Genomic DNA, 24462 nt, shown 5'->3' on the forward strand with positions numbered 1-24462 from the left:
CCACGATGAGTCTCTGATGAGTTTTGATATTGCCAAATACCCGACACTGGCGTTGGTTGACTCCACCCAGGAGTTACGTCTGTTGCCGAAAGAGAGCCTGCCGAAGCTGTGCGACGAGCTGCGTCGCTATCTGCTCGACAGCGTAAGCCGCTCCAGCGGCCATTTCGCCTCCGGGCTTGGCACGGTGGAGCTCACCGTGGCGCTGCATTATGTCTACAACACCCCGTTCGATCAGCTGATCTGGGACGTAGGCCATCAGGCTTATCCGCACAAAATTCTTACCGGCCGCCGCGATAAAATTGGCACGATTCGCCAGAAAGGCGGCCTGCATCCGTTCCCTTGGCGAGGCGAAAGCGAGTACGACGTGCTGAGCGTCGGCCACTCCTCCACCTCGATTTCTGCCGGGATCGGGGTAGCCGTCGCGGCGGCTAAAGAGGGCAAACAGCGCCGCACCGTCTGCGTCATTGGCGATGGCGCGATCACCGCCGGGATGGCCTTTGAGGCGATGAACCACGCGGGTGATATCAAACCAGACATGCTGGTTATCCTCAATGACAACGAGATGTCGATTTCTGAAAATGTCGGGGCGCTGAACAACCACCTGGCGAATCTGCTCTCCGGCAAGCTCTACTCCACCCTGCGTGAAGGCGGCAAAAAAGTGCTCTCCGGCGTGCCACCCATTAAAGAGCTGCTGAAGCGCACCGAAGAGCACATCAAAGGGATGGTGGTTCCCGGCACGCTGTTTGAGGAGCTGGGCTTTAACTACATCGGCCCGGTAGACGGGCATGACGTACTGGGGCTGGTCTCCACGCTGAAAAACATGCGCGACCTGAAAGGCCCGCAATTCCTGCATATCATGACCAAAAAAGGTCGTGGTTATGAACCGGCGGAAAAAGATCCGATCACTTTCCACGCGGTACCTAAGTTCGATCATACCAGCGGCTGCCTGCCAAAAAGCAGCGGCGGCATGCCGAGCTATTCGAAAATCTTCGGTGACTGGCTGTGCGAAACCGCCGCCAAAGACAGCAAGCTGATGGCTGTGACCCCGGCGATGCGCGAAGGCTCCGGCATGGTCGAGTTTTCCCGCAAATACCCGACCCAGTATTTTGATGTCGCCATTGCCGAGCAACATGCGGTGACCTTTGCCGCGGGCCTGGCAATTGGCGGTTATAAGCCGGTCGTGGCGATCTACTCCACCTTCCTGCAGCGCGCCTATGATCAGGTGATCCACGACGTCGCGATCCAGAAACTGCCGGTGCTGTTCGCCATTGACCGGGCGGGCATTGTCGGTGCCGACGGCCAGACGCACCAGGGGGCGTTCGATCTCTCCTTCTTGCGCTGTATTCCGGATATGGTGGTGATGACCCCGAGCGACGAGAACGAATGTCGTCAGATGCTGTTCACCGGCTATCACTATCAGGATGGCCCAACGGCCGTGCGTTATCCGCGCGGTAACGCGGTTGGCGTTACTCTCGAGCCGCTGGCAAAACTGCCGATTGGTAAAGGCGTCGTCAAACGTCGCGGTGAAAAGCTGGCGATCCTCAACTTCGGTACGCTGATGCCAGAAGCGGCAAAAGTGGCGGAATCCCTTAACGCGACGCTGGTGGATATGCGCTTTGTGAAACCGCTCGATGAGGCGCTGATCCTGGAGATGGCATCTGCGCACGAAGCACTGATCACACTCGAAGAGAATGCGATTATGGGCGGCGCGGGCAGCGGCGTGAACGAAGTGCTGATGGCGAAGCGTAAAGCAGTGCCTGTTCTGAACCTCGGCCTGCCGGATCACTTTATTCCGCAGGGCACCCAGGACGAAGCACGCGCCGAAATCGGCCTGGATGCCGCAGGTATCGAAGCGCGCATCGCCGCCTGGCTGGCATAATCCCTCCCCTTTCCGCTCCTGCTATGCTTAACGGTACGTTTTAAGCAAACAGCAGGAGTGGAACCATGCAATACAATACATTAGGAAAAACGGATCTTAAGGTTTCCCGTCTTTGCCTGGGCTGCATGACCTTTGGTGAACCGGACCGGGGTAAACACGCCTGGACGTTGCCGGAAGAGAGCAGCCGTCCGATCATCAAACACGCCCTCGAAGGCGGCATTAACTTCTTTGATACCGCCAACAGCTACTCCGACGGCAGCAGCGAAGAGATCGTTGGCCGGGCGCTGCGCGATTTTGCCCGCCGCGAGGAGGTGGTGGTTGCCACCAAGGTTTACCATCAGGTAGGCGATCTGCCGGAAGGCCTCTCCCGGGCGCAGATCCTGCGCTCCATTGATGACAGCCTGCGTCGTCTGAACATGGATTACGTCGACCTGCTGCAAATCCACCGCTGGGATTACAACACCCCGATCGAAGAGACACTGGAAGCGCTGAATGACGTCGTCAGAGCAGGTAAGGCGCGCTATATCGGTGCCTCGTCGATGCATGCCGCGCAGTTTGCCGAAGCGCTGGCATTACAGGAACAACACGGCTGGGCACCGTTCGTCACCATGCAGGATCACTACAATCTTATCTACCGCGAAGAAGAGCGTGAGATGCTGCCCCTCTGCTATCAGCATGGCGTGGCGGTGATCCCGTGGAGTCCGCTGGCGCGCGGGCGTTTAACCCGTCCGTGGGGCGAAACCACTGCCCGCTCGGTGTCCGACGAATTTGGCAAAACGCTCTATGACGAAACCGAGGCCAACAACGCGCAAATCGCTGAGCGCTTAACGGGCGTTGCCGAGGATCTTGGCGTGACGCGCGCCCAGGTGGCGTTGGCATGGGTGCTGAGCAAACGGGGCGTAGCCGCACCGATTATCGGTGCCTCGCGGGAAGAGCAGCTGGATGAGCTGATCAACGCCGTGGACATCACTCTGACGCCGGAGCAGATTGCCGAGCTGGAGACACCGTACAAGGAGCATCCGGTGGTGGGTTTTAAATAGATGTGAACGCATTTGTAGGCCGGGTAAGCGCAGCGCCACCCGGCAATACAAGCCGCACAACGTTACGCGAAGTGGTCGTAACCTTTCCAGTCGAGCGTCACCGGCTCGCCGTTCTGCACAAATTGCAGCCCTTCGCTCTCCGGCATAATCTGGCCGATACAGGTAAACCCAGCCCCCAGATTGGCTAACGCCACATCCAGCGTGCCGCGGTTCAGCTCGGGTACGGTAAAGCACAGCTCATAATCTTCCCCGCCGGAGAGCGCCCAACGCAGCGCCTGCTCTGGCTCCACATGCCTGCGCATCGCCTCAGAGAGCGGGAAGAGATCGAGGTCGATCCGCGCGCCCACGCCGCTGGCTTTCAGGATATGGCCCAGATCGGAGATCAGGCCATCGGAGAGATCGATAGCTGAACTGGCGCGATCGCGCAGCGCCTGACCGTGCAGAATACGCGGCGTCGGGCGCAGATGGCGTTGCACGAAATAGGCCGCGTCATCGGCGTTTTCTACCATCAGGCGCTTCTGCAAAATCGCCAGCCCTGCCGCGCTGTCACCCGGCGTACCGGTGACATAAATCCAGTCGCCCGGCTTCGCGCCAGCGCGTTTCAGCGCGCGGCCTGCCGGTACGTAACCGTGGATCGCCAGGGTCATCGACAGCGGCCCGGCGGTCGTGTCGCCGCCGATCAGCTGCATATCGTAGTAGTTAAGCTGTTCAAACAGCGCGTCGCTGAAGGCCTCAAGCCAGCTTTCATCGACCTCTGGCAGGGTCAGCGCCAGGGTTAACCACGCCGGATCGGCCCCCATTGCCGCCAGATCGCTCGCGTTTACCGCCAGCGCTTTGTACGCCAGATCGGCAGGATCAATATCCGGCAGGAAATGGTTACCGCACACCAGGGTGTCGGTGCTAATCGCCAGCGTCTGTTTTTCGGGGATGTTGAGAAGTGCACAGTCGTCGCCGATGCCGGTTTCCACATCGCGACGCGAGCTTCTGACTCGGTCAAAATAACGGGCAATCAGGGAAAATTCGCCACATGCCATACGTTATGCCTCAGCAAAGAAAATAAAAAAACCGGAGCCCGCACCACCCAAAGGCAGTACGACACTCCGGCTTGCGGATCACTTTTTACGGGGACGGATCGCAGGTGCAGCTTTATCCAGCACGCCATTCACAAATTTGTGGCTGTCTTCAGCACCGAAGGTTTTCGCCAGTTCGATCGCTTCGTTGATGGCCACTTTGTAAGGCACATCGTCACGTTTAGACAACTCAAACAGTGCGATACGCAGCACCGCTTTTTCAACCTGGCCCAGCTCTTCGAGCAGACGGGAGAGGTACGGCTTCATCAGACCGTCGAGATACGCGCTATTAGTCGCCACTCCCGACAGCAGTTCACGGAAGTACACGACGTCAACGTCTTTGACGTCTTGTTCCGCCAGGAACTGGTATTCAACATCAGCGATGTCGTTCTGGGACAACTGCCAGGAGTAAAGTGCCTGAACGGCACATTCACGGGCGCGGCGACGAGCAGCAGGTTTCACGGAATTCCCCTTACAAAAAAATCAGGCCTTGATGGCTTTCAATACATTGATCATTTCAAGCGCGGTCAGTGCAGCTTCTGCACCTTTGTTACCGGCTTTGGTGCCAGCACGTTCGATGGCTTGTTCAATACTTTCAGTGGTGAGTACGCCGAACGCGACAGGAATTTCTGCATCCTGCGCCACGTGCGCCAGACCGTTGCTTGCTCCACCCGCAACATATTCAAAGTGCGCGGTACCGCCACGAATCACCGTACCCAGTGCGATTACCGCATCGTATTTGCCGGTTTTCGCCAGTGCGCCCGCTGCCAGTGGCAGTTCGTAAGCACCCGGAACCCAGACAACGGTAATGTTTTCGTCTTTCACCTGGCCGATACGTTTCAGGGCGTCAATCGCGCCATCCAGCAGGCTGTCGTTGATGAAGTTGTTGAAACGCGCAATGGTGATGGCGACGCGAGCGTCCGGGGTAGCAACGGCTGCTTCAATAATGTTCATACTCTTCCTTAACGGGTTCATTTGGTGGCCCCGCAGGGGGGCGGATTTTATCATAATATTTTGCGCACTGCTTCCCTATTTAGGCAAGCCTTACGCGGTGTTCAGGTGAAGACAGACATCCGGCCCAACCGGACGTATTTCGCTGAAGCTAAATGCCGGTGCATCCGCCAGTTTTTCCAGCCCTGGCAAGGCGCACAGGCCGCGCGCGTCGCTGCCTAACAGTTTAGGCGCAAGATAGACGATCAGCTCATCCACCAGCCCCGCCTGCAACAGCGCCCCGGCGAACGTCGGGCCAGCTTCGACCCAGATGCTGTTGATCTGCTGTTTGCCCAGCAGCATCATCAGCACCACTAAATCGAGATGTCCTTTATGCTCCGGCACCAGAATGGTGCGCACGCCTTCCGGCCAGCTGCGCGCATCTTCCTGAGTGCGGGCAAACCAGGTCTCGCCTGGCTGCTGCGCAATGCGGTGCTCAGGGGTAACAAGATTCTGTCGGTCGACCACAATCCGCAGCGGCTGGCGTAAATTCTCTTGCGGATAGAGTGCCTGAGTATCCGCGTTTAGCTCATCCCAGCGCACGGTCAGCGCAGGATCGTCGGCCAGCACGGTGGCATGCGTGGTGAGGATAGCATGGCTTTGCGCGCGCAGACGTTGCACATCGCGCCTTGCCTGTGGGGAGGTGATCCACTGGCTTTCACCGCTGGCCATTGCCGTGCGGCCATCCAGCGACGCGCCAAGTTTCAACTGCACGTAAGGGAAACCGGTCCGCATCCGCTTGAGAAAACCTTTATTCAGGCGTTCGGCTTCACTCATCATCAGGCCGTGGCTGACCTCGATCCCAGCCTCCTGAAGGCGGTACAGACCGCGCCCGGCTACCTGCGGATTAGGATCCTGCATCGCCGCCACAACCCGTGAAACGCCAGCGGCAATCAGGGCATCGCAGCAAGGCGGGGTTCGGCCATGATGGCTACAAGGCTCCAGCGTGACGTAGGCGGTTGCGCCCCGCGCCTTCTCGCCGGCCATGCGCAGGGCATGGACTTCGGCATGCGGCTCACCGGCACGGTAGTGAAAACCTTCCCCGACGATCTCGCCATCCTTCACAATGACGCAGCCGACATTTGGATTGGGATGGGTGGTAAAACGCCCGCGTTGCGCCAGCTTGAGCGCTCGCGCCATGTAAATCTCATCCAGCATGGGCTTAATCCTGTAGGCGGGCGATCTCTTCGCCGAACTCTTTGATATCTTCGAAACTGCGATACACGGAAGCAAAGCGGATATAGGCAACTTTATCGAGCTTTTTGAGCTGCTCCATCACCAGGTTGCCGATCATTTTACTCGGCACTTCGCGTTCGCCGGTGGCGCGCAGCTGGGTTTTGATGTGATTAAGCGCCATTTCAACGTCATCTGCGCTCACTGGCCGTTTTTCCAGTGCCTTAAGCATCCCGCTGCGCAGTTTTTCTTCGTTGAACGGTTCGCGGATGTCGTTACTTTTCACCACACGCGGCATCACCAGCTCTGCCACCTCAAAGGTGGTGAAACGTTCGTTACACACCAGGCACTGCCGACGGCGGCGCACGGACGAGCCCTCTCCCACGAGTCGGGAGTCGATTACTTTGGTATCCACGGCGAGACAGAATGGGCAATGCATACGGTGTCCTGACTATCGGGTTGACTGAACTCTATTTTACCCCGAACTGGCCTCACAACAAAGAAGGAGCGTTTTTGAGATAAAGGATCTATACGAACGTCTGCGTCGTTGACTACCCTTAGCAGAATCCGATATTTCAGGGAAATAATTGCCATGACAAGACGTTACCTGAGGATCCTGCTGGTGGGAAGCCTCTTTAGCCTCAGCGCCTGCGCGCAGCAAAGCGAAGTTCGTCAGATGAACCAGAGCATCAGTTCGCTGAATACGACCATGAACAAGCTCAACCAGGAAACCGTCAAAATCACCCAGCAGAATGCGCTGAACGCTAAATCGACCAGCGGCGTCTATCTGCTGCCAGGGTCAAACACCCCTGCCCGACTGAACAGCCAGATAGGCACGCTGCGTATGTCGCTGATGAATGTTGCGCCTAATGCTGATGGCACTCGGGCCACGCTGCGCATCCAGGGCGAATCCAACGATCCGCTGCCAGCATTTAGCGCCACCGTAGAGTGGGGCCAAATCCAGGGCACGACCGACAGCTTCCAGGAGCTGAACGTTCAGACCCAGCTCATTAATGCTCCGGCCAGTGTGCTGGCCCCCAGCGATATTGATATCCCACTGCAGCTAAACGGCATGACGCCCGATCAGCTCGGCTTTATCCGCATCCACGATATTCAGCCCGTCGCGCAATAATCCCCCTGCGGAACGTGTTCGCGTTCCGCTCCCTTCTTTGGTTACAAACATTGGCAACAGAAATGTTTGCTATTACAATCCGCTCCGTCAAAAATACGCAAACGTGAACGCAATCGATTACGTATGTGAGAGAACTGTGAAACAACACATATTTTTGTGAGCAAGGATTCCTATAATAGGCTCCCAGAAACACGAAATATTTAGAAACGCAATTCGCGCCTTTTTCACTCCCGTCAGGGATTTCAAATCAGTGGCATTATTATGAAAAAAACATTACTCGCAGCCGGTGCAGTCCTGGCGCTCTCTTCTACGTTCTCTGTGCAGGCAGCGGAAAACGATAAACCAGAGTACGTCTCCGACTGGTGGCACCAGAGCGTTAACGTCGTCGGCAGCTATCACACCCGTTTTGGACCGCAGATCCGCAACGATACCTACCTGGAATACGAAGCGTTTGCCAAGAAAGACTGGTTTGATTTCTATGGTTACATGGATGCGCCAGTCTTCTTCGGCGGTAACACTGACGCCAAAGGTATCTGGAACCACGGTTCCCCACTGTTCATGGAGATCGAACCACGCTTCTCTATCGACAAGCTGACCGGCACCAGCCTGGCGTTTGGTCCGTTCAAAGAGTGGTACTTCGCGAACAACTACATCTACGACATGGGTCGCAACAAGTCCGGTCGCCAGAGCACCTGGTACATGGGTCTGGGTACTGACATCGACACCGGTCTGCCGATGAGCCTGTCCATGAACGTCTATGCGAAATACCAGTGGCAGAACTACGGCGCGGCGAATGAAAACGAGTGGGATGGCTACCGTTTCAAAGTGAAATACTTCGTGCCAATCACCCAGCTGTGGGGCGGTAACCTGAGCTATATCGGCTTCACCAACTTTGACTGGGGTTCAGATCTGGGCGACAACGATTTCCGTGACCTGAACGGTAAGAAAGCGCGCACCAACGACTCTATCGCCTCCAGCCACATTCTGGCGCTGAACTACGATCACTGGCACTACTCTGTTGTTGCCCGTTACTGGCACAACGGTGGTCAGTGGAACGACGACGCAAGCCTGAACTTCGGCGACGGTGACTTCAGTGTTCGTTCTACCGGCTGGGGTGGTTACCTGGTTGTGGGTTACAACTTCTGATCTGTTCCAGAAGACTAGCTTGAAAACAAAGCACCGGACGAAATGCTCGTTCGGTGCTTTTTTATGACAATACCGGTCTGCTAAAAAGTAAATGGACTGAGCCAATAGCTAATCGCCAGTAAAATCGCCACACACAGACAGCGTCGGGGGAAGGTTGAGAACATTACCAGATCTCCTGCACGTAACCGGAACGCTGTCGTTCTTTGCGTAATTTTTCAAGCTGCTTACGCAGACGTAGCCAGTAAGACACGCGTTTTGAGCACAAGCGGGTAAGTTGAATCGCCAGGTCACTTGCCCCGAGAAGTGCGCCACAGCACATGAAGATGACTGAAATCAGCGTCTCAATCGCCCTGCCGATAACATGCCAGTTCCAGTGGAATTCACCTGCGCTCAAGGCAAAGCCAGCCCCAAACAGCAATGCAATCACCAGCATGCAAGGGGCGAAAATGAACAGAACAGAATGATAAAATGCCGCGACGCTTTGATCGCTGCGATACCAGTTTCCGTTAGTGATATAACAGCTGCCGTCAGTATAGTTATAGATACCGACTGCTTGATTACTGTGGTGGTTAAAAATAGTTAACAGGTGGTCGCCAACGCCGATAAAAGGCGCATGCACTTTATAGAAAAAGGGCAAAATTTTATTCATCTGGCTACGCCATGTCGGATCGCCCATTCGCCAGTTCAGTGATAACGGCCTTCCCTGACAAACATAAACGAGCGCTATGCCGGAGTTATCAGAAATGTATGATGTCCACTCCCCCCCTCTGACCGCAGTGACCTGATGTTTTATCTCACTCAACTGCGGGCCAAAATCAGAGAAACCTTTTGGCATCGCATCAGGAAACGGCAGCGTTAACAACGAACAGCCAATATCTTTGCAAAATGCCGTATCACCGCGTTTTGCCTGTTCCAGCCTCTTCAGTAGTTCTCTAACGCGTGGTGAAGTTCTCAAACACACGGCATGGAGATCCTCCAGACCATAGGTGAGCAACATCATCGTGACAACGAAAAACAGCAGCATCATCAAATAACCTGATGTAAACATCATCGAGGCGGAAACAAAAAATACTGTGACGCTGGTAAGTAGACGGATAAGAGGAAGAGGTAAGGCTGGGCGTGCACCCGCCGTATTTAGCGTTACTGTGCCGTCTGTAATCCAGTCAATCCAGTAACTTCCATCGTTTAAACGATGGGTTCCCATAAAGATCTGGCTGCCCGGCTTTAACAGGTCAAAGTTGACATTTTCATCAAAAAAAGACTTATCAGTATAAAAAGTATGCTGAGGTGTTATCAGGCGCAGATAGCTGCTTTTGGGATTGTTGCCCGCAGTAAAACCGTGAAACTGCAAAGTGAAATAATGCGTATTTTTCATTAACTAACATCCATGTTAAACGTGCAAAAAGCATCCATGATTTTAAGCCGTATGGCGAAGCTATCGCATCACTAACAGGCTCCGGCGCAGCATCGCCCACAGAAAATTGTTTTAACGCTTTGTCGCGATAGCCGCTTTCCAGCCGCGTAGAATTTTGGGGAGTAATAGCCAGAGGTGTATCAAACGCTGGAGCAGACCCCGTTGCACGTAGCCCTGTTTTATTAATGATAAAAAAAACCGCAGCACTGAGGCTACGGTTTTTTTAAGCAGAGGCCGGATTACGGCAGAATAGACGGCTGATCCGCCCCTTCTTTCTCGACCTTCTGCTGGAGCAGATGCTCGCGCTTCATGCCCAGCTTCAGCGCCAATGCAGACGCCACGTAGATGGACGAGGCCGTACCGATGGAAACACCGATCAGCATGGTCAGCGAGAAGCCTTCCAGAATCGGACCGCCGAAGAGATACAGCATCAGGATCACCATCAGCGTAGTCCCTGAGGTGATCAAGGTACGGTGCAGCGTCTGGGTCAACGACACGTTAAAGATCTCGTACGGGGTACCGCGACGGATCTTACGGAAGTTTTCACGGATACGGTCCGATACCACGATACTGTCGTTCAGCGAGTAGCCGATAACCGACATCAACGAGGCCACAATGGTCAGGTCGATCTCGATATGGAACAGCGACAGAATGCCCATGGTGATCACCACGTCGTGCGCCAGGGCGATAACTACCCCGGCAGCCAGACGCCACTCGAAGCGGAAACCGACATATGTCAGGATACAGAGCAGCGCCACCAGCAGCGCCATCGCACCGGTCTGGGCCAGATCAGCACCCACGCTCGGGCCAACGAATTCGATACGTTTTACCGTCGCATTCTGGCTGGTCGTTTCGTTAATCACGGTCACGACCTTACTGCCCAGCTCCTGGCTGCCGTTGGCATCCTTCACCGGCGGCATACGCACCATGATGTCACGGCTGCTGCCGAAGTTCTGCAGCAGCGGCTCTTCAAAGCCCGCCTTTTGCAGCGACTCGCGCATCTGGTCCATATCGACCGGTTTTTCCAGGGTGATCTCAATTACCGTACCACCGGTAAAATCGAGACCCCAGTTAAAGCCCTTCACGCCGATGATGGCGATGGACAGAATCAGCAGAAAACCTGATATGCCAAAGGCCCAGTAGTCCCAGCGCATAAAGTCCCAGACTTTACGGCCGTAGTTCAATTGTTCAACAGTATATTCCTGTGCCACAACGCACTCCTCAGATAGACAGCTTTTTAACGCGCTTGCCGCCGTACAGCAGGTTCACGATGGCACGGGTGCCGACGATAGCGGTAAACATTGACGTTGCCACACCAATACCGGTGGTGATAGCAAAGCCCTTGATCGCGCCGGTACCCACTGCATACAGGATAATAACCTTAATCAGTGTGGTTACGTTCGCATCAAAGATGGAGCTGAAAGCGCCACGGTAACCTTCGTCAATCGCCTGTTGGACTGAGCGACCATTGCTCAGTTCCTCTTTAATACGTTCGTTTATCAGTACGTTGGCGTCGACCGCCACCGCAAGGGTCAGAACGATACCCGCAATCCCTGGCATGGTCAGCGTTGCCCCCGGCAGCAGGGACATAATGCCGACAATCAGCACCAGGTTTGCAATCAGCGCAGAGGTCGCAATCAGACCAAACTTCTTGTAGAAGAAGACCATGAAAATGATGGAGATCGCCAGACCCGCCAGACACGCTTCCAGACCCTGAGTGATGTTTTGCATACCCAGCGTTGGACCGATGGTACGCTCTTCAACAATCTGAATTGGCGCAATCAGCGCACCGGCACGCAGCAGCAGCGACAGCTGACGGGCTTCGTTCGGGTTGTTGATACCGGTGATACGGAAGCTGTTACCCAGGCGAGACTGGATATTGGCGATGTTAATCACCTCTTCCTCTTTCACCAGAACCGCACGACCGTTGGCATCTTTTTTACCGCTGTCTTTGTACTCCACGAACAGGGTCGCCATCGGTTTACCGATATTGTCCTTGGTGAAGTTAGACATGATGTTACCACCCGCGCTATCAAGCGAGATGTTAACCTGCGGCTGGTTGTACTCATCCTGGCTGGAGGTGGAGTCAGTGATGTGGTCACCGGTCAGGATCACACGCTTGTACATCACAACCGGCTGGCCTTCACGGGTCTGTTTCACTTCAGAGTCGCCCGGAACGCGGCCAGATGCGACAGCAGACTGATCGACGTTGGTGTTAACCAGACGGAATTCTAGGGTCGCGGTTGCGCCGAGAATCTCTTTGGCACGCGCGGTATCCTGGATACCTGGCAGTTCAACCACAATACGGTCAGCACCCTGACGCTGTACCAGCGGTTCAGCAACGCCGAGCTGGTTTACACGGTTACGCAGGATGTTGATGTTCTGCTGAACCGCGTATTCACGCGCTTCTTTCAGACGCTCATCGGTCATCACCGCACGCAACTGGTTGCTGCCCTGAGAAGAGAGCACCAGATCGCGGTGACGCTGGGTCAGATAATCTATCGCCTGGTCGCGGGCATTGCTGTCACGAAACGTGATGCTCATCCCGTATTTGTCTTCCTTACGCACGGTGGTGTAAGGGATGCCTTTATCGCGCAGATCGCTACGCAGGCTATCAATGTTTTGTTCCTGAAGTTTTCCGAGTGCGGTTTCCATATCCACTTCCATCAGGAAGTGAACGCCGCCACGCAGGTCGAGACCGAGTTTCATCGGCTCAGCGTTGATAGCAGCTAACCAACGCGGAGTTGCAGGAGCAAGGTTCAACGCCACGACATATTTATCACCCATCACGCCCATCAGCGCTTCACGAGCGCGGAGCTGCGTGTCGGTGGAGTCGAAGCGAGCAAGAATTGCGCCCTCTTCCAGTGCCACAGACTTAGCGGTAATTTTTTCTTCTTGTAAAGTTTTCTGGACCTGGATCAGCGTTTGCTCACTGGCGGCGACGCCGCGCGCGCCAGTGATTTGAACAGCCGGATCCTCACCATACAGGTTGGGAAGTGCATACAGCAGGCCGACGACAATGACGACGACCAGCATGACGTACTTCCACAAAGGATAACGGTTTAACACGGCAGTTCCCTTTGGGAAAAGTTAATTACAGCGCCTTCATGGTGCCTTTCGGCAGAACGGCAGCAACGAAGTCACGTTTGATAACCACTTCAGTGGTATCGTTCAGTGCGATAACGATATAGCCGTTATCAGCGACTTTGCTTACACGACCTACCAGACCACCGTTAGTCAGCACTTCATCGCCTTTCGCGATGGAGTCCATCAGCTTTTTGTGCTCTTTGGTGCGCTTCTGCTGTGGACGCAGGATCATGAAATAGAAGATCAGACCGAACACCACCAGCATCAGAATCAGAGACATCGGGCTGCCCTGCGCCGGTGCACCTGTTGCCGCTACCGCATCAGAAATAAAAAAGCTCATTAAATTTCCCTCATTAAATAAATTAATCAACGTTCAAAGGTGGAACATCCCGACCCTGTCGTTGGTAAAAATCGGTCACGAAGCTCTCTAATTTACCCTCTTCAATAGCCTTGCGTAAACCAGCCATTAAGCGCTGGTAATAGCGAAGGTTATGAATCGTATTGAGACGCGCGCCCAGTATTTCATTACAACGATCAAGATGATGCAAATAGGCACGAGAATAATTGCGACAGGTATAGCAATCGCACTCGGCATCGAGTGGGCTGGTGTCGCTTTTATGCTTCGCATTACGGATTTTTACCACGCCATCGGTCACAAACAGGTGACCATTACGGGCGTTGCGGGTCGGCATAACGCAGTCGAACATATCAATGCCGCGACGTACGCCTTCAACCAGATCTTCTGGTTTACCGACGCCCATCAGGTATCGAGGTTTATCTGTTGGAATTTGCGGGCAAACATGCTCCAGAATACGGTGCATATCTTCCTTCGGCTCCCCTACAGCCAGACCGCCGACAGCGTAGCCATCAAAACCTATCTCTACCAGACCTTTAACAGAGATATCGCGTAAATCTTCGTAAACGCTGCCCTGAATAATGCCAAACAGCGCATTTTTATTGCCGAGGCTATCAAAACGGTCGCGGCTGCGCTTCGCCCAACGCAGCGACATCTCCATCGAGCGCTTGGCGTAGTCCCAGTCCGCCGGGTATGGCGTACATTCGTCGAAGATCATCACGATATCGGAGCCGAGATCGTACTGAATCTCCATTGATTTTTCAGGATCGAGGAAAATCGGGTCGCCGTTAATCGGGTTGCGGAAATGCACACCCTTTTCGGTGATCTTGCGGATATCACCCAGGCTGAAAACCTGGAAGCCGCCGGAGTCGGTCAGGATCGGTCCTTTCCACTGCATAAAGTCATGCAGATCCCCGTGCAGCTTCATGATCTCCTGACCAGGACGCAGCCACAGGTGGAAGGTATTGCCGAGGATAATTTGCGCGCCAGTGGCTTCAACTTCTTCCGGCGTCATCCCTTTTACGGTGCCGTAAGTGCCCACAGGCATAAAAGCTGGCGTTTCTACTACGCCACGATCAAACACCAGGCGGCCACGGCGAGCGCGACCATCGGTGGTATCGAGTTCAAATTTCATTTTTTCTCCTGCACCAGAAAAACAGTCCGGCGCGTTAAACCAGTGCCGCGGACTTATTCCCCGACACGTTCATTCAAAGCCTGCGGATTGTACGTGATAAACATCGCGTCACCGTAGCTAAAAAACCGATATTTTTGTTCTACCGCAGCCTTGTAAGCATTCATGGTGTTTTGATAACCCGCAAATGCCGATACCAGCATGATCAGGGTCGATTCCGGCAGATGGAAATTCGTTACCAGCGCGTCGATCACCTGATATTGATAACCTGGATAGATGAAGATTTGTGTGTCGCCAAAGAAGGGTTCGATCAGATCGTTTTTGGCGGCCTGGGCTGCGCTTTCCAGCGAGCGAACCGAGGTGGTGCCAACCGCAATGACGCGGTTACCGCGCGCTTTCGCTGCCAGTACCGCATCCACAACCTCCTGCGGCACTTCGGCATATTCGGAGTGCATGATGTGGTCTTCAATGCTGTCCACACGCACCGGCTGGAAAGTACCCGCGCCGACGTGCAGGGTCACAAACGCCATCTCAATGCCTTTTGCGCGCAGTTTTTCCAGCAGCGGTTCATCAAAGTGCAGGCCCGCGGTCGGCGCTGCTACCGCGCCAGGCTTCTGGCTATAGACGGTCTGATACAGCTCGCGGTCGGCCTCTTCATCCGGACGCTCAATGTACGGCGGCAGCGGCATGTGGCCGATGCTGTTGAGGATATCCAGTACCGGACGCTCATCGTTGAACTGCACTTCAAAGAGCGCATCGTGGCGCGCCACCATGGTGGCATTGATGCTCTCGTCATCCCCCAGCAGCAGCTCCGCGCCCGGCTTCGGTGCCTTGGAAGCGCGAATATGTGCCAGAATACGTTTATCATCGAGCATTCTTTCGACCAGCACTTCAATTTTGCCGCCGCTGGCTTTACGGCCAAACAGACGGGCCGGGATCACGCGGGTGTTGTTGAACACTAGCAGGTCGCCCGGGTTGAGCTTGTCGAGCAGATCGGTGAAGGTACCGTGCGTCAGCGCACCCGTCGGCCCATCCAGCGACAATAAGCGACAGCTACTGCGCTCCGGCATAGGATAGTGGGCAATCAGGGACTCGGGTAAATCAAAAGAGAAATCGGCGACGCGCATGGCATATACTCGTGACTTAAAAACAGGCGGCTTAGTCTAGTGCTCACACCTCTTTGCTGCAACAACTAGCCTCGCTTCGGATAACGAATCGCATGAATTTTCTCGCTCACCTGCACCTCGCTCATCTCGCTGACAGCTCCCTTTCCGGCAACTTGCTGGCCGACTTCGTGCGCGGCAATCCCGCTGAGGCGTATCCCGCCGACGTGGTGGAAGGCATCTTCATGCACCGCCGGATTGATGTCCTTACCGACAACCTGCCCGAGGTCAAAGAGGCAAAAGAGTGGTTCCGCCCGGAGACCCGGCGCGTGGCGCCCATTACGCTGGATGTGATGTGGGATCACTTTGTCTCCCGCCACTGGGAACAGCTCTCCCCGGAGATGCCGCTGCCGGAGTTTGTCCGCTCCGCCCATGCGCAGGTGGCGATCATTTTGCCCGATTCACCGCCGCGTTTTGTGAATCTGAATAGCTATCTGTGGTCGGAGCGCTGGCTGGAGCGCTATAGCGAGATGGATTTTATTCAGCGAGTGCTTAACGGCATGGCCAGCCGCCGTCCGCGTCTCGATGCCCTGCGCGACTCCTGGCAGGATCTGGATGCCCATTACGACGCCCTGGAGACCCGTTTCTGGCAGTTTTATCCGCGGATGATGGAACAGGCGAAACATAAGCAGCTTTAATATAAATGTGATTGATAGGTAAAAGCTGGGTTAACGATTGTCAACGCCTCTTTGTCTTTCAGGTGAACACTCTCTATACTGGCCCGCGTTGCGTTCTAAATAACCTTAGTAATCACAGGAGAATCATATGATTCTGGTAACTCGTCCGGCTCCGGATTTTACAGCTGCCGCCGTTCTGGGCAATGGTGAAATCGTTGAGAACTTCAACTTCAAACAGCACACCAACGGTAAAGCCACCGTTCTGTTCTTCTGGCCGATGGACTTCACCTTCGTTTGCCCGTCTGAGCTGATCGCGTTCGACAAGCGTTACGAAGAGTTCCAGAAGCGTGGCGTAGAAGTGGTTGGCGTCTCCTTCGACTCTGAGTTTGTACACAACGCATGGCGTAACACCCCTGTCGACAACGGCGGCATCGGTCCAGTGAAATACGCGATGGTTGCGGACATCAAACGCGAAATCCAGCAGGCTTACGGTATCGAGCATCCGGACGCGGGCGTTGCCCTGCGTGGCTCCTTCCTGATCGACGCGAACGGCATCGTGCGTCACCAGGTGGTGAACGATCTGCCGCTGGGTCGTAACATCGACGAAATGCTGCGTATGGTTGACGCACTCCAGTTCCACGAAGAGCACGGTGAAGTGTGCCCGGCTCAGTGGGAAAAAGGGAAAGAAGGTATGAACGCGTCTCCAGACGGCGTTGCTAAATACCTGTCTGAGAACGTATCCAGCCTGTAATTGGCACGGTTTACGAAAAAGGCCCGCTTATGCGGGCCTTTTGTTATGCCTTACGCTGTGTCTCCCGCCAGATGCGCCAGGCCATACCGGCCAGCAAAATCACGCCCGCAATCAGCACGCCCCACACCAGCAGCGTGTTCATCTTGCTCTCCCGCTCGGCCGCGGAGGTGGCGGTCAGACGCCCCTCGCCGCCTAACGCGACATTATCCTGAATGTCAGCCTGCGGCAGGTTTGCCATATCATAGGATTTGCGCAGATCGGCAGGGATCAGCATGTCGGGCTCCACCTTTGCAGGCTTTGCCGCCCCGTTGCCCCAGGCGAGCACATACGGCGCTTTACCCTGCGCGTTGAACACCAGGTCATAGCGGTCGCGATGCCCCGTGACGCTCGGCAGGTATTCTGGCAAACGCGCATTCAGCGTCGTGATTTTCACCGCCTGCACCAGGCCCCCGTTAAGCGAAACCGGTGGAGACATTTTCCCCTCCAGACGGTAGAGAACCACTTTTTTCAGCGGGTGCCATGCCTCTTTTTCGGTACTCCGCCACGCTATCTCCACGGGAAGGACGCCATCGCCATTCAGGGAGATGCTGACAGCACTCAGCGGCTGCGGCCGCGTCCAGTGCCACTGGACTTCACTTGTCGATAACTGTTCTCCTTCCCCCTCCAGGCTGATCTCTTCCGGGGCCGCCTGCGCAGGTGCGCTAATTGCGTTTACGCCGGTCAGGGTTACCTCCTGGCTCTGCGTATTCAGCACCACCATGAGATAGCGATTCGCATCGGGAGATAAAACCGTATCGGTATCGATCCGATCGAGCTTCAGGCGATCCTGGCCGCTGACCACGTCCAGCAGGGGCATATCCTCGCGCAGGGTATACCACTGCTTAAGATCCTCGCTGTAATAAACCGACGCCGATCCCTGCCACGGCGTCTGAGGACTATTCCAGAGCAGCTGCAACTGTGACAGGGCCATCTCGCCCGTCGCCTGCTCCGGCAAGGTCAGCAGATAATGTTGCCCGGCTGCGGCGGCTTTTTGCTCCTCAAGCACAATCTCTACGCCGTTTCGGGAGCGGAGCAGGATTTTATCGCTATCCTCATCCCCGCGCGCAGGTGCAAGCGGCGAGGCGTTCAGAGGAAAGAGGCGAAGTGGTGTGGATTGCACTGACGCCTTCGGACGCGTCGCGGTGACCAGGCTGAAGGGAACCGGCTCGCCCGACTGATTAAAGACGCGGACATCATGCAGATCGGGTGACGTGCTCTGCTCATAGACGGCAAGCGGCAGCATCACCCGATACCACTGGGAAGGGACGGACGTATCCAGTGAACGTCCAAAGGCATAGTCCCGGGGCGATTCCGTTTGTCCCTCGTCGCAAAACGCCGGGCCGGAAAGCACCAGCAGCACGCTACACGCTGCCGCTTTCATCCATTTCATTTTTCATCTCCTGTTTTGGGCGGCAGCGGTGAGAAGTAACCTACGATCAGTACCAGGATCGCCACGCCGATAAACGCCACCGCGCGCGACAGCCCGCCTCCGCCCGCGCTGTCTACCAGCATCAATTTAACCATCACGACACCCAGCAGCGCAGCGCCGCAGAGCCACTCCTGCCGGGAAGCCCGACGGGTGGCATGGATCATGACCACCAGCGCGCTCAGCATCCAGAACAGGGCAAAACAGGTCTGGACAAGCCGGGAATCCCATAGCGATTCCATATTCCAGGCCACGTCGCCATACCAGGCCAGCGCGCGCATTAGCGCCCCGTTAAGCCACCAGAAGCCAAACGCCATAAGCGCGACGGCAGGCCACGGGCGGGCTTGCGAAAGCAGCGCGGGATAGTAACGATCCACCGCCCGATAAAAGACCACCAGCCCCAGCAACGCGAACGCGGCACCTTCCTCAAGCGGGTTCACCAGCGGCAGCCAGGTCTGTCGGTAGACCACGCCGTCCTGGAAATTGGTGACGACCAACAACACCAACAGCGCCACGACAACAGGGATCGGAGCCAGGCAGGCGTATAGCGCAGGCCACTCCCGGAACGGCCACCCGCGACGCCGTACCGCCGCAGAGAGCGCCATAATCAAACCGCCACCTGCTGCCATCGCCAGTCCACTGCCCCAGGCCGCCATTCCCCACGACAGCGACCGGGCAAACCAGTAAAGCTCAGCGGCCAGCGCCAGTAAAATCATCCAGAACAGCGACAGATGCAGCCCCATCGCGATGCGCGGCAGGAGCCTTTTACCGTCGCGCCGCAGCAGCATCAGTGCGGCAGGAAGCGCAACGCACCAGGCCAGATTTGACCAGCCAGCGGCAAAGATCTGCTGATGCCAGAGCTGATACCCCACCATCAGCAGCATCAGCGGCCAGAGCAGCCATTTGCTGGCATCCAGCTCCCGCCACGCCAGACGAGCGGCCACCTGCCGCCAGCCCCAGACCGAGACGGCCGAGAGCGCCAGCACGCCTGCCAGAACAGATAATTCCTGCTTCAGCATCAGCTGCGACGCCCCCAGCAGCGCCACTATCCAGAACAGCAGCCCGCCGGCCAGCAGTACCCAACTGACGGGCAGAACGATTTCCCGCCACAGCCAGGCCGCAGCCAGCCAGCAAAGACTGAGGACGGCGAAGATAAGCAGCAGGCTCAGCGATGTCACACCGTTCGTTTGCGCCCACAGCGCGCTACCCAGCGCCAGCACCAGTAGCGCCGTCCCGCTATAGCTCATACGCCGCTGCTGCTGTTGCACGCCCAGCCAGAGGATACCCAGCCCCTCCAGCGCCCAGGCCATTGCCGTCCAGCGCGCCGACAGCGCCAGCGGAATGGCGAGCGTGGCAAACCCGCCGCCGATCGCCAGCGCCGCCATGACCAGCGGCCGACCGAGGGAGGGATAGCGCCGCAGGGCGAGGAACGCCAGCGAGAGGTAAAAGGCACCGTACCCCAGCGCGCTGAGCGCCGGGCCGTAGGTCCAGTGCTGAGTCATGCCGTACTGCATTCCAAAACCAACCAGCGGCGGAGCAAACAGCAGCACGCCGTCAATAATTTGCTTCCCTTTCTCCTGCGCCCGCAGCGACAGCGCCACGCTCAGCACGCCGAATATCAGCGTATTGGCAATCAGGAACAGCTGGCAGACCCCATAGTCTTCAGGCCGGTAGTCGCTTAGCCCCCACAGGCCACCCACGCCGAATGTAAACAGCAGCCCGAGCAGATTCAGCTCGCGCCAGTGCTGCCAGATACTGATCGCGAGAATGCCGATGGAAAGCAGGAGGTAGAAAGAGAACAGCGCCACAAAGCTGCCGCCTCCGGTAGACAACAGCAGCGGCGCAAGATACCCGCCGAGACTCGCCAGCATAGCGAGGCTCAGCGCCCTCTGCAGCACCGCCAGCCCGACGCTCGCCACGCAAATGACCACCAGCAGCGCAAAGGCCAGCGTCATCGGCAACATCTGCCAGAGCCGGAAAGCACCAAAGACGGTCAGATAGAGGATGCCTGTCGCCCCACCCTGGAGGATCAGCGAATAGACGCGCTGTCTGTGCCGCAGCCGCCACCCGAGGGCCAGCAGAACCATGGCAAACAGCGCCGTCGCGGCCAGGCGAAGCTCAAGCGGGAAAAGGGCGTGCTCGACGGTATAGCGCAGGAGGAATGAAAGACCGAGAAAAAGCAGCAGGATCCCAAGCTTCGCCAGCGGATTGCCCTGCATGAACCAGCGCACCAGCGACGTCAGTATGCCGCCAAAGGCAGAAGGCTGTTTTGCCACGGGCGCGGGAGCCGGAGCGGTTGCGGGTTCTGCCGCGGCAGCGGGAATATCCGGGCGCCAGGGGTCGACAGGCGCGGGCGCGTCATCAACCACCGGCTCAGCCACGGCCACCGGCGCAGCGGCCTGTTCAGGCTCCGGTGCTTTCTCCGCCACGCCGCGCTGCTCAAGAGCCTCAATGCGCTGGCGAAGCCGGGCGATCTCCTGTTTCGCCGCCGTGCTTCGATTAAATCCGATAACCGCAAGCACGGGCGCAACCACCAGCGCAAAAATCAGGAACAGACAGCCAAGGATGTAAAGCTCGTCCATGTTTCCACCTTCACCGTTAACGATCCGTTAAGATTGACACAAATCGTTGCATTTACGCCATCTTAAAAGGTGGTAGCCGTTCCGCCCGATATTAACTACCGAACCAGACCGCAGCGGAGATTGCCTGAAGCGTGAGCACGCCGTCCTGGAACGTCGCTTTACCCTCTTTGCTCTTCCACGTTTTCCCCGCCAGCAGCGGTGAATCTTCCAGCACCACTTCGCAAGCCTCGCCCCGGTTAATCGCCACCAGCACGCGCTGCTGATTATAGACGCGAACAAACACCACCACGTTGTCGTGGGCGTAGACCACCTGACAGCCGCCGTAGCGCAGCGCCTGGCTCTGCTTGCGCAGCTTAATCAGCCGCTGATAGAGCGCCAGTAGCGTCTGGTCCTGCTTTTCAGCCTCCCACGGGAAGGTCTTACGGCAGAACGGGTCATTGTTGCCATCGAGCCCCACCTCGTCCCCGTAATAGATACAGGGCACGCCAGGCCAGGTAAACAGCCAGGTGACCGCCAGCGGCAGGCGGGCGACATCCTTACCGAGCAGCGACTTAAAGCGGGCGGTGTCATGGCTGTCGAGCTGGTTAAACATGCGTAGCTGCTGCTGATGCGACAGGCTGGCGCGGTAGTTATCCATCCATTTCACGCAGGTTTCAGCGTCGATGTGCTGCGGATCGTAAGAGATATCGGTATTGGCAAGGAAGCCCCACAGCGGGAAGGTGAAGCCGCGGTAGTTCATCGCTGAATCTTCTGCATCGGCCTGCAGCCACTGACGGGCGTCGCCAAAGTGCTCGCCAAAGACGAAGGCCTCCGGATTGGCCTGCTTCGCCGAACGGGTGATCCCGGTAACATGCTGAAGATTATGGCGCGCCCCACCCTCTTCTCCGAGCATATGCACCACATCCAGCCGCCAGCCATCCATATTCCACGGCGCTTTCAGCCAGTGACGAACAATACTCTCCTCGCCGCCGTAGATCTCGTTCACCACCCCTGACGACTGATAATCCAGCTTCGGCAGGCTGGCGTAGCCCAGCCAGTCGAGGGCGCGGCCTTCGTCATCAAAGCTGTACCAGTCCCGCTGGGGCGAGTCCGGGTTATGGCAGGCGCCGCCGGTTCCGCGGTTGTGGCGATCAAACCAGGCGTGGGAGTCCCCGCTGTGGTTAAACACCCCGTCCAGGATCAGGCGCATTCCCTCCCGTTGGGTATTCTCCCGCAGGCGTAACAGGGCCTCATCGCCGCCAAACCGCTCATCCACGTGGCGGTAATCTTCGGTGTCGTATTTATGCACGCTGGGGGCGACAAACACCGGATTGAGATAGAGTGCCGTGACGCCGAGTTTTTTCAGCCAGGGCAGCTTTTCACTGATGCCGTCGAGATCCCCACCGTAAAAGGTGGAGCCCCCCGCCTGGGCAGTGACCGGTTCGTCCCACTCGCGGAAAATCGTCTCATGGCCTGCGGCATGGTGATAATACGTTTTGTCCAGCTCAGGGTTGCGCCGCTGGCTGCGGGCAAAGCGGTCCGGGAAGATCTGATAAAAGACCTGCTCGACCACCCACTGCGGCCCGGCATCCGGGTAATCAATGGCGAACTGCTCCAGCCGGGCGGGAGGAAAGCGGCTGAAGCCCTGCGGGGTGAACCACAGCTGGCGGTTATGCCAGAGCATTTTAAAGCTGTAGCGGTGCCGCGGCTGCCCTTTCGTCGTGTCAATGGTTGCCCGCCAGGCCGTCACGCCCGGCTGCGGCTGGCTGCGCTGCTTATGCATCGGCAGCGAGGTCTCTTCGTTGTCGAATTCAGCGCGTAGCGTCACCCGCTCAGGCAGGTTTTCCCCTGTCAGCCACAGGGTGATGACAAGTTTGTCGTTGTTTTGTTTAACAAATGGGGCAACCGGCAGGTGCCATGCATTCAACATCTTTTATCCCCTTTCCCAGAAATGAGGCCACCTTGCCACAGGGTAGTTGATGTTCCCTCCTCATGGAGAGATTTATTGGGGGAGGAGAAAGGGGGAGGAGAAAAATGCCCGGCGTTTGCCGGGCATTTCGGTTACTGAGCTTCTGCTAACTGGCGCTCGCGGCGGCGTTTAAAGCCCCACCCCACCAGCAATAGCGCAATCCACGCAAAGCCGACATACAACGAGATGCGGGTTTCCGGGTGGTAACCAATCAGGCCGATAATAAAGACCAGGAAGATCAGGCCAACAACGGTAGTTGCCACGCCGCCCGGCACTTTAAACTTCAGCGCTTTTACCTCTTCAGGCGACAGACGGCGACGGAAGCCAATCTGCGACATCAGAATCATCATCCAGACCCAGACGGTGGCAAAGGTCGCCAGCGACGCGATCACCAGGAAGACATTCTCCGGCATGATGTAGTTGAGATAGACCGACAGCAGCAGCGCCACGGTCATCACCAGCACCGTCACCCACGGCGTGCCGCGGCTGGAGGTTTTGGCGAAGGCCTTCGGCGCACTGCCCTGCTCGGCCATGCCGTGCAGCATACGCCCCACGCCGAATACGTCGGCATTGATGGCGGAGAGCGACGCGGTGAGCACCACGAAGTTCAGAATACTGGCGGCGAAGGTGATCCCCAGATGCTGGAACGTCAGCACAAACGGGCTACCGTTCGTGCCCACCTGGTTCCACGGATAGATGGACATGATCACAAACAGCGTGCCCACGTAGAAGACCAGGATACGCATCGGCACCGAGTTAATGGCGCGCGGAATAGACTTCTCCGGATCTTTCGCTTCCCCGGCGGTGATACCGATAATTTCGATCCCGCCGTAGGCAAACATCACCATCTGCAGCGACATCACCATGCCTATCCAGCCGTTACTGAAGAAGCCGCCGTTACTCCACAGGTTATGGATGCCGGTTGGTTCGCCGCCGTTGCCGATACCCCAGATAATGATGCCAATACCGGCGGCAATCATGATGATGATGGTGGCCACTTTAAAGAAGGAGAACCAGAACTCCAGTTCGCCAAACACCTTCACGCTCATCAGGTTGATGGCGCAGATGATCAGCACCACGCTGAGCACCCAGATCCAGTGCGGCACCGCCGGGAACCAGACGCCCATATAGATGCCGAAGGCCGTTACGTCGGCAATGGCGACAATCAGGATTTCGAAGCAGTAGGTCCAGCCGGTGATATAGCCCGCCAGTGGGCCTAAGTTTTCCTGCGCATAGCGGGAGAAGGAGCTGGCTGAGGGGTTATGAACGGACATCTCCCCCAGCGCGCGCATGATGATATAAGCGGCAACACCGCCGATAAGATACGCCAGCAAAACGCTGGGACCGGCCATTTTGATGGCATCTGCCGAGCCATAAAAAAGACCAGTACCGATCGCAGAACCCAGCGCCATAAAGCGGATGTGGCGGGCGGTAAGGCCCCGCTTCAGTTTGTTAGAGCTTTCCATTTACGTCTTGCCATTCAACACAAAAAAAACAAAAAACCACGGGGCCATAAGC

The 24462-nt window shown here is 56.6% G+C and carries 21 protein-coding genes; 6 read left to right on the forward strand and 15 right to left on the reverse strand.

Annotated features, from left to right (window positions below; all coding sequences use genetic code 11):
- Positions 1-16: 16 nt before the first annotated feature.
- Both dxs and DVA43_RS12790 read left to right on the forward strand, forming a co-directional pair.
- On the forward strand, positions 17-1879 hold the full coding sequence (gene dxs / locus DVA43_RS12785; RefSeq protein WP_114315765.1) for a 1-deoxy-D-xylulose-5-phosphate synthase: 1863 nt from the start codon (positions 17-19) through the stop codon (positions 1877-1879).
- A 65-nt stretch (positions 1880-1944) separates the two neighbouring features.
- Positions 1945-2919 (forward strand): aldo/keto reductase, encoded by a 975-nt coding sequence (locus DVA43_RS12790; RefSeq protein ID WP_114315766.1) that lies wholly within the window; start codon positions 1945-1947, stop codon positions 2917-2919.
- Between the two features lie 62 nt (positions 2920-2981).
- On the opposite strand, the gene thiL is transcribed toward DVA43_RS12790, so the two are convergent.
- The 5 genes from thiL to nrdR all read right to left on the reverse strand — a co-directional run bounded on the left by thiL (position 2982) and on the right by nrdR (position 6591).
- Positions 2982-3953, reverse strand: a complete 972-nt coding sequence (gene thiL, locus DVA43_RS12795) for a thiamine-phosphate kinase (RefSeq protein ID WP_114315767.1) — start codon at positions 3951-3953, stop codon at positions 2982-2984.
- 78 nt (positions 3954-4031) lie between these two features.
- Complete coding sequence (gene nusB / locus DVA43_RS12800; RefSeq protein WP_032616814.1) at positions 4032-4451, reverse strand: transcription antitermination factor NusB; 420 nt, start codon at positions 4449-4451, stop codon at positions 4032-4034.
- Positions 4452-4472: 21 nt separating this feature from the next.
- A complete protein-coding gene (gene ribE, locus DVA43_RS12805; protein WP_039032362.1) occupies positions 4473-4943 on the reverse strand; it encodes a 6,7-dimethyl-8-ribityllumazine synthase in 471 nt (156 codons plus the stop codon).
- Between the two features lie 90 nt (positions 4944-5033).
- Positions 5034-6137 carry a bifunctional diaminohydroxyphosphoribosylaminopyrimidine deaminase/5-amino-6-(5-phosphoribosylamino)uracil reductase RibD gene (gene ribD / locus DVA43_RS12810; protein WP_114315768.1) on the reverse strand — a complete coding sequence of 368 codons (1104 nt, stop codon included), beginning with the start codon at positions 6135-6137 and terminating at the stop codon, positions 5034-5036.
- A 4-nt stretch (positions 6138-6141) separates the two neighbouring features.
- Positions 6142-6591, reverse strand: a complete 450-nt coding sequence (gene nrdR, locus DVA43_RS12815; protein WP_103178462.1) for a transcriptional regulator NrdR — start codon at positions 6589-6591, stop codon at positions 6142-6144.
- Positions 6592-6744: 153 nt separating this feature from the next.
- Between nrdR and DVA43_RS12825 the strand changes: the two genes are divergently transcribed.
- Positions 6745-7284, forward strand: a complete 540-nt coding sequence (locus DVA43_RS12825; RefSeq protein WP_114315770.1) for a DUF3251 domain-containing protein — start codon at positions 6745-6747, stop codon at positions 7282-7284.
- 261 nt (positions 7285-7545) lie between these two features.
- A complete protein-coding gene (locus DVA43_RS12830; RefSeq protein WP_103824024.1) occupies positions 7546-8430 on the forward strand; it encodes a nucleoside-specific channel-forming protein Tsx in 885 nt (294 codons plus the stop codon).
- Between the two features lie 163 nt (positions 8431-8593).
- Here the strand turns inward: DVA43_RS12830 and DVA43_RS24540 are convergent, their stop codons facing one another.
- The 6 genes from DVA43_RS24540 to queA all read right to left on the reverse strand — a co-directional run bounded on the left by DVA43_RS24540 (position 8594) and on the right by queA (position 15545).
- Positions 8594-9805: a hypothetical protein gene (locus DVA43_RS24540; protein WP_147271030.1), complete on the reverse strand. Its 1212-nt coding sequence runs from the start codon at positions 9803-9805 to the stop codon at positions 8594-8596.
- Between the two features lie 278 nt (positions 9806-10083).
- Positions 10084-11055, reverse strand: a complete 972-nt coding sequence (secF, locus tag DVA43_RS12840) for a protein translocase subunit SecF (RefSeq protein ID WP_114315772.1) — start codon at positions 11053-11055, stop codon at positions 10084-10086.
- 10 nt (positions 11056-11065) lie between these two features.
- On the reverse strand, positions 11066-12913 hold the full coding sequence (secD, locus tag DVA43_RS12845) for a protein translocase subunit SecD (RefSeq protein WP_114315773.1): 1848 nt from the start codon (positions 12911-12913) through the stop codon (positions 11066-11068).
- 25 nt (positions 12914-12938) lie between these two features.
- Complete coding sequence (yajC, locus tag DVA43_RS12850; RefSeq protein WP_032616800.1) at positions 12939-13271, reverse strand: preprotein translocase subunit YajC; 333 nt, start codon at positions 13269-13271, stop codon at positions 12939-12941.
- 22 nt (positions 13272-13293) lie between these two features.
- Positions 13294-14421 carry a tRNA guanosine(34) transglycosylase Tgt gene (gene tgt, locus DVA43_RS12855; protein ID WP_114315774.1) on the reverse strand — a complete coding sequence of 376 codons (1128 nt, stop codon included), beginning with the start codon at positions 14419-14421 and terminating at the stop codon, positions 13294-13296.
- A 53-nt stretch (positions 14422-14474) separates the two neighbouring features.
- Complete coding sequence (gene queA / locus DVA43_RS12860; protein ID WP_103824019.1) at positions 14475-15545, reverse strand: tRNA preQ1(34) S-adenosylmethionine ribosyltransferase-isomerase QueA; 1071 nt, start codon at positions 15543-15545, stop codon at positions 14475-14477.
- Positions 15546-15637: 92 nt separating this feature from the next.
- Here queA and acpH point away from each other — a divergent pair, with 92 nt between their 5' ends.
- Entirely contained in the window at positions 15638-16219 is a 582-nt protein-coding gene (gene acpH / locus DVA43_RS12865; RefSeq protein WP_114315775.1) for an ACP phosphodiesterase, read from the forward strand.
- A 127-nt stretch (positions 16220-16346) separates the two neighbouring features.
- On the forward strand, positions 16347-16949 hold the full coding sequence (locus DVA43_RS12870; protein WP_114315776.1) for a peroxiredoxin: 603 nt from the start codon (positions 16347-16349) through the stop codon (positions 16947-16949).
- A gap of 43 nt (positions 16950-16992) precedes the next feature.
- Here the strand turns inward: DVA43_RS12870 and DVA43_RS12875 are convergent, their stop codons facing one another.
- From DVA43_RS12875 to proY, 4 genes are all read right to left on the reverse strand, one after another.
- The gene (locus tag DVA43_RS12875) at positions 16993-18378 is read right to left on the reverse strand and encodes a DUF3999 domain-containing protein (protein ID WP_114315777.1); all 1386 of its coding nucleotides are present in this window, start codon (positions 18376-18378) and stop codon (positions 16993-16995) included.
- Positions 18375-20996: a DUF2339 domain-containing protein gene (locus tag DVA43_RS12880; protein WP_114315778.1), complete on the reverse strand. Its 2622-nt coding sequence runs from the start codon at positions 20994-20996 to the stop codon at positions 18375-18377. Before DVA43_RS12880 ends, DVA43_RS12875 begins: the two co-directional genes overlap by 4 nt.
- A 91-nt stretch (positions 20997-21087) precedes the next feature.
- Entirely contained in the window at positions 21088-22905 is a 1818-nt protein-coding gene (malZ, locus tag DVA43_RS12885; RefSeq protein ID WP_114315779.1) for a maltodextrin glucosidase, read from the reverse strand.
- Positions 22906-23036: 131 nt separating this feature from the next.
- Positions 23037-24410, reverse strand: coding sequence for a proline-specific permease ProY (proY, locus tag DVA43_RS12890; protein WP_114315780.1), 1374 nt, complete (start codon positions 24408-24410; stop codon positions 23037-23039).
- Positions 24411-24462: the final 52 nt, after the last annotated feature.

The sequence above is a fragment of the Leclercia sp. W6 genome, from assembly GCF_003336345.1.
Classification (GTDB): Bacteria; Pseudomonadota; Gammaproteobacteria; order Enterobacterales; family Enterobacteriaceae; genus Enterobacter.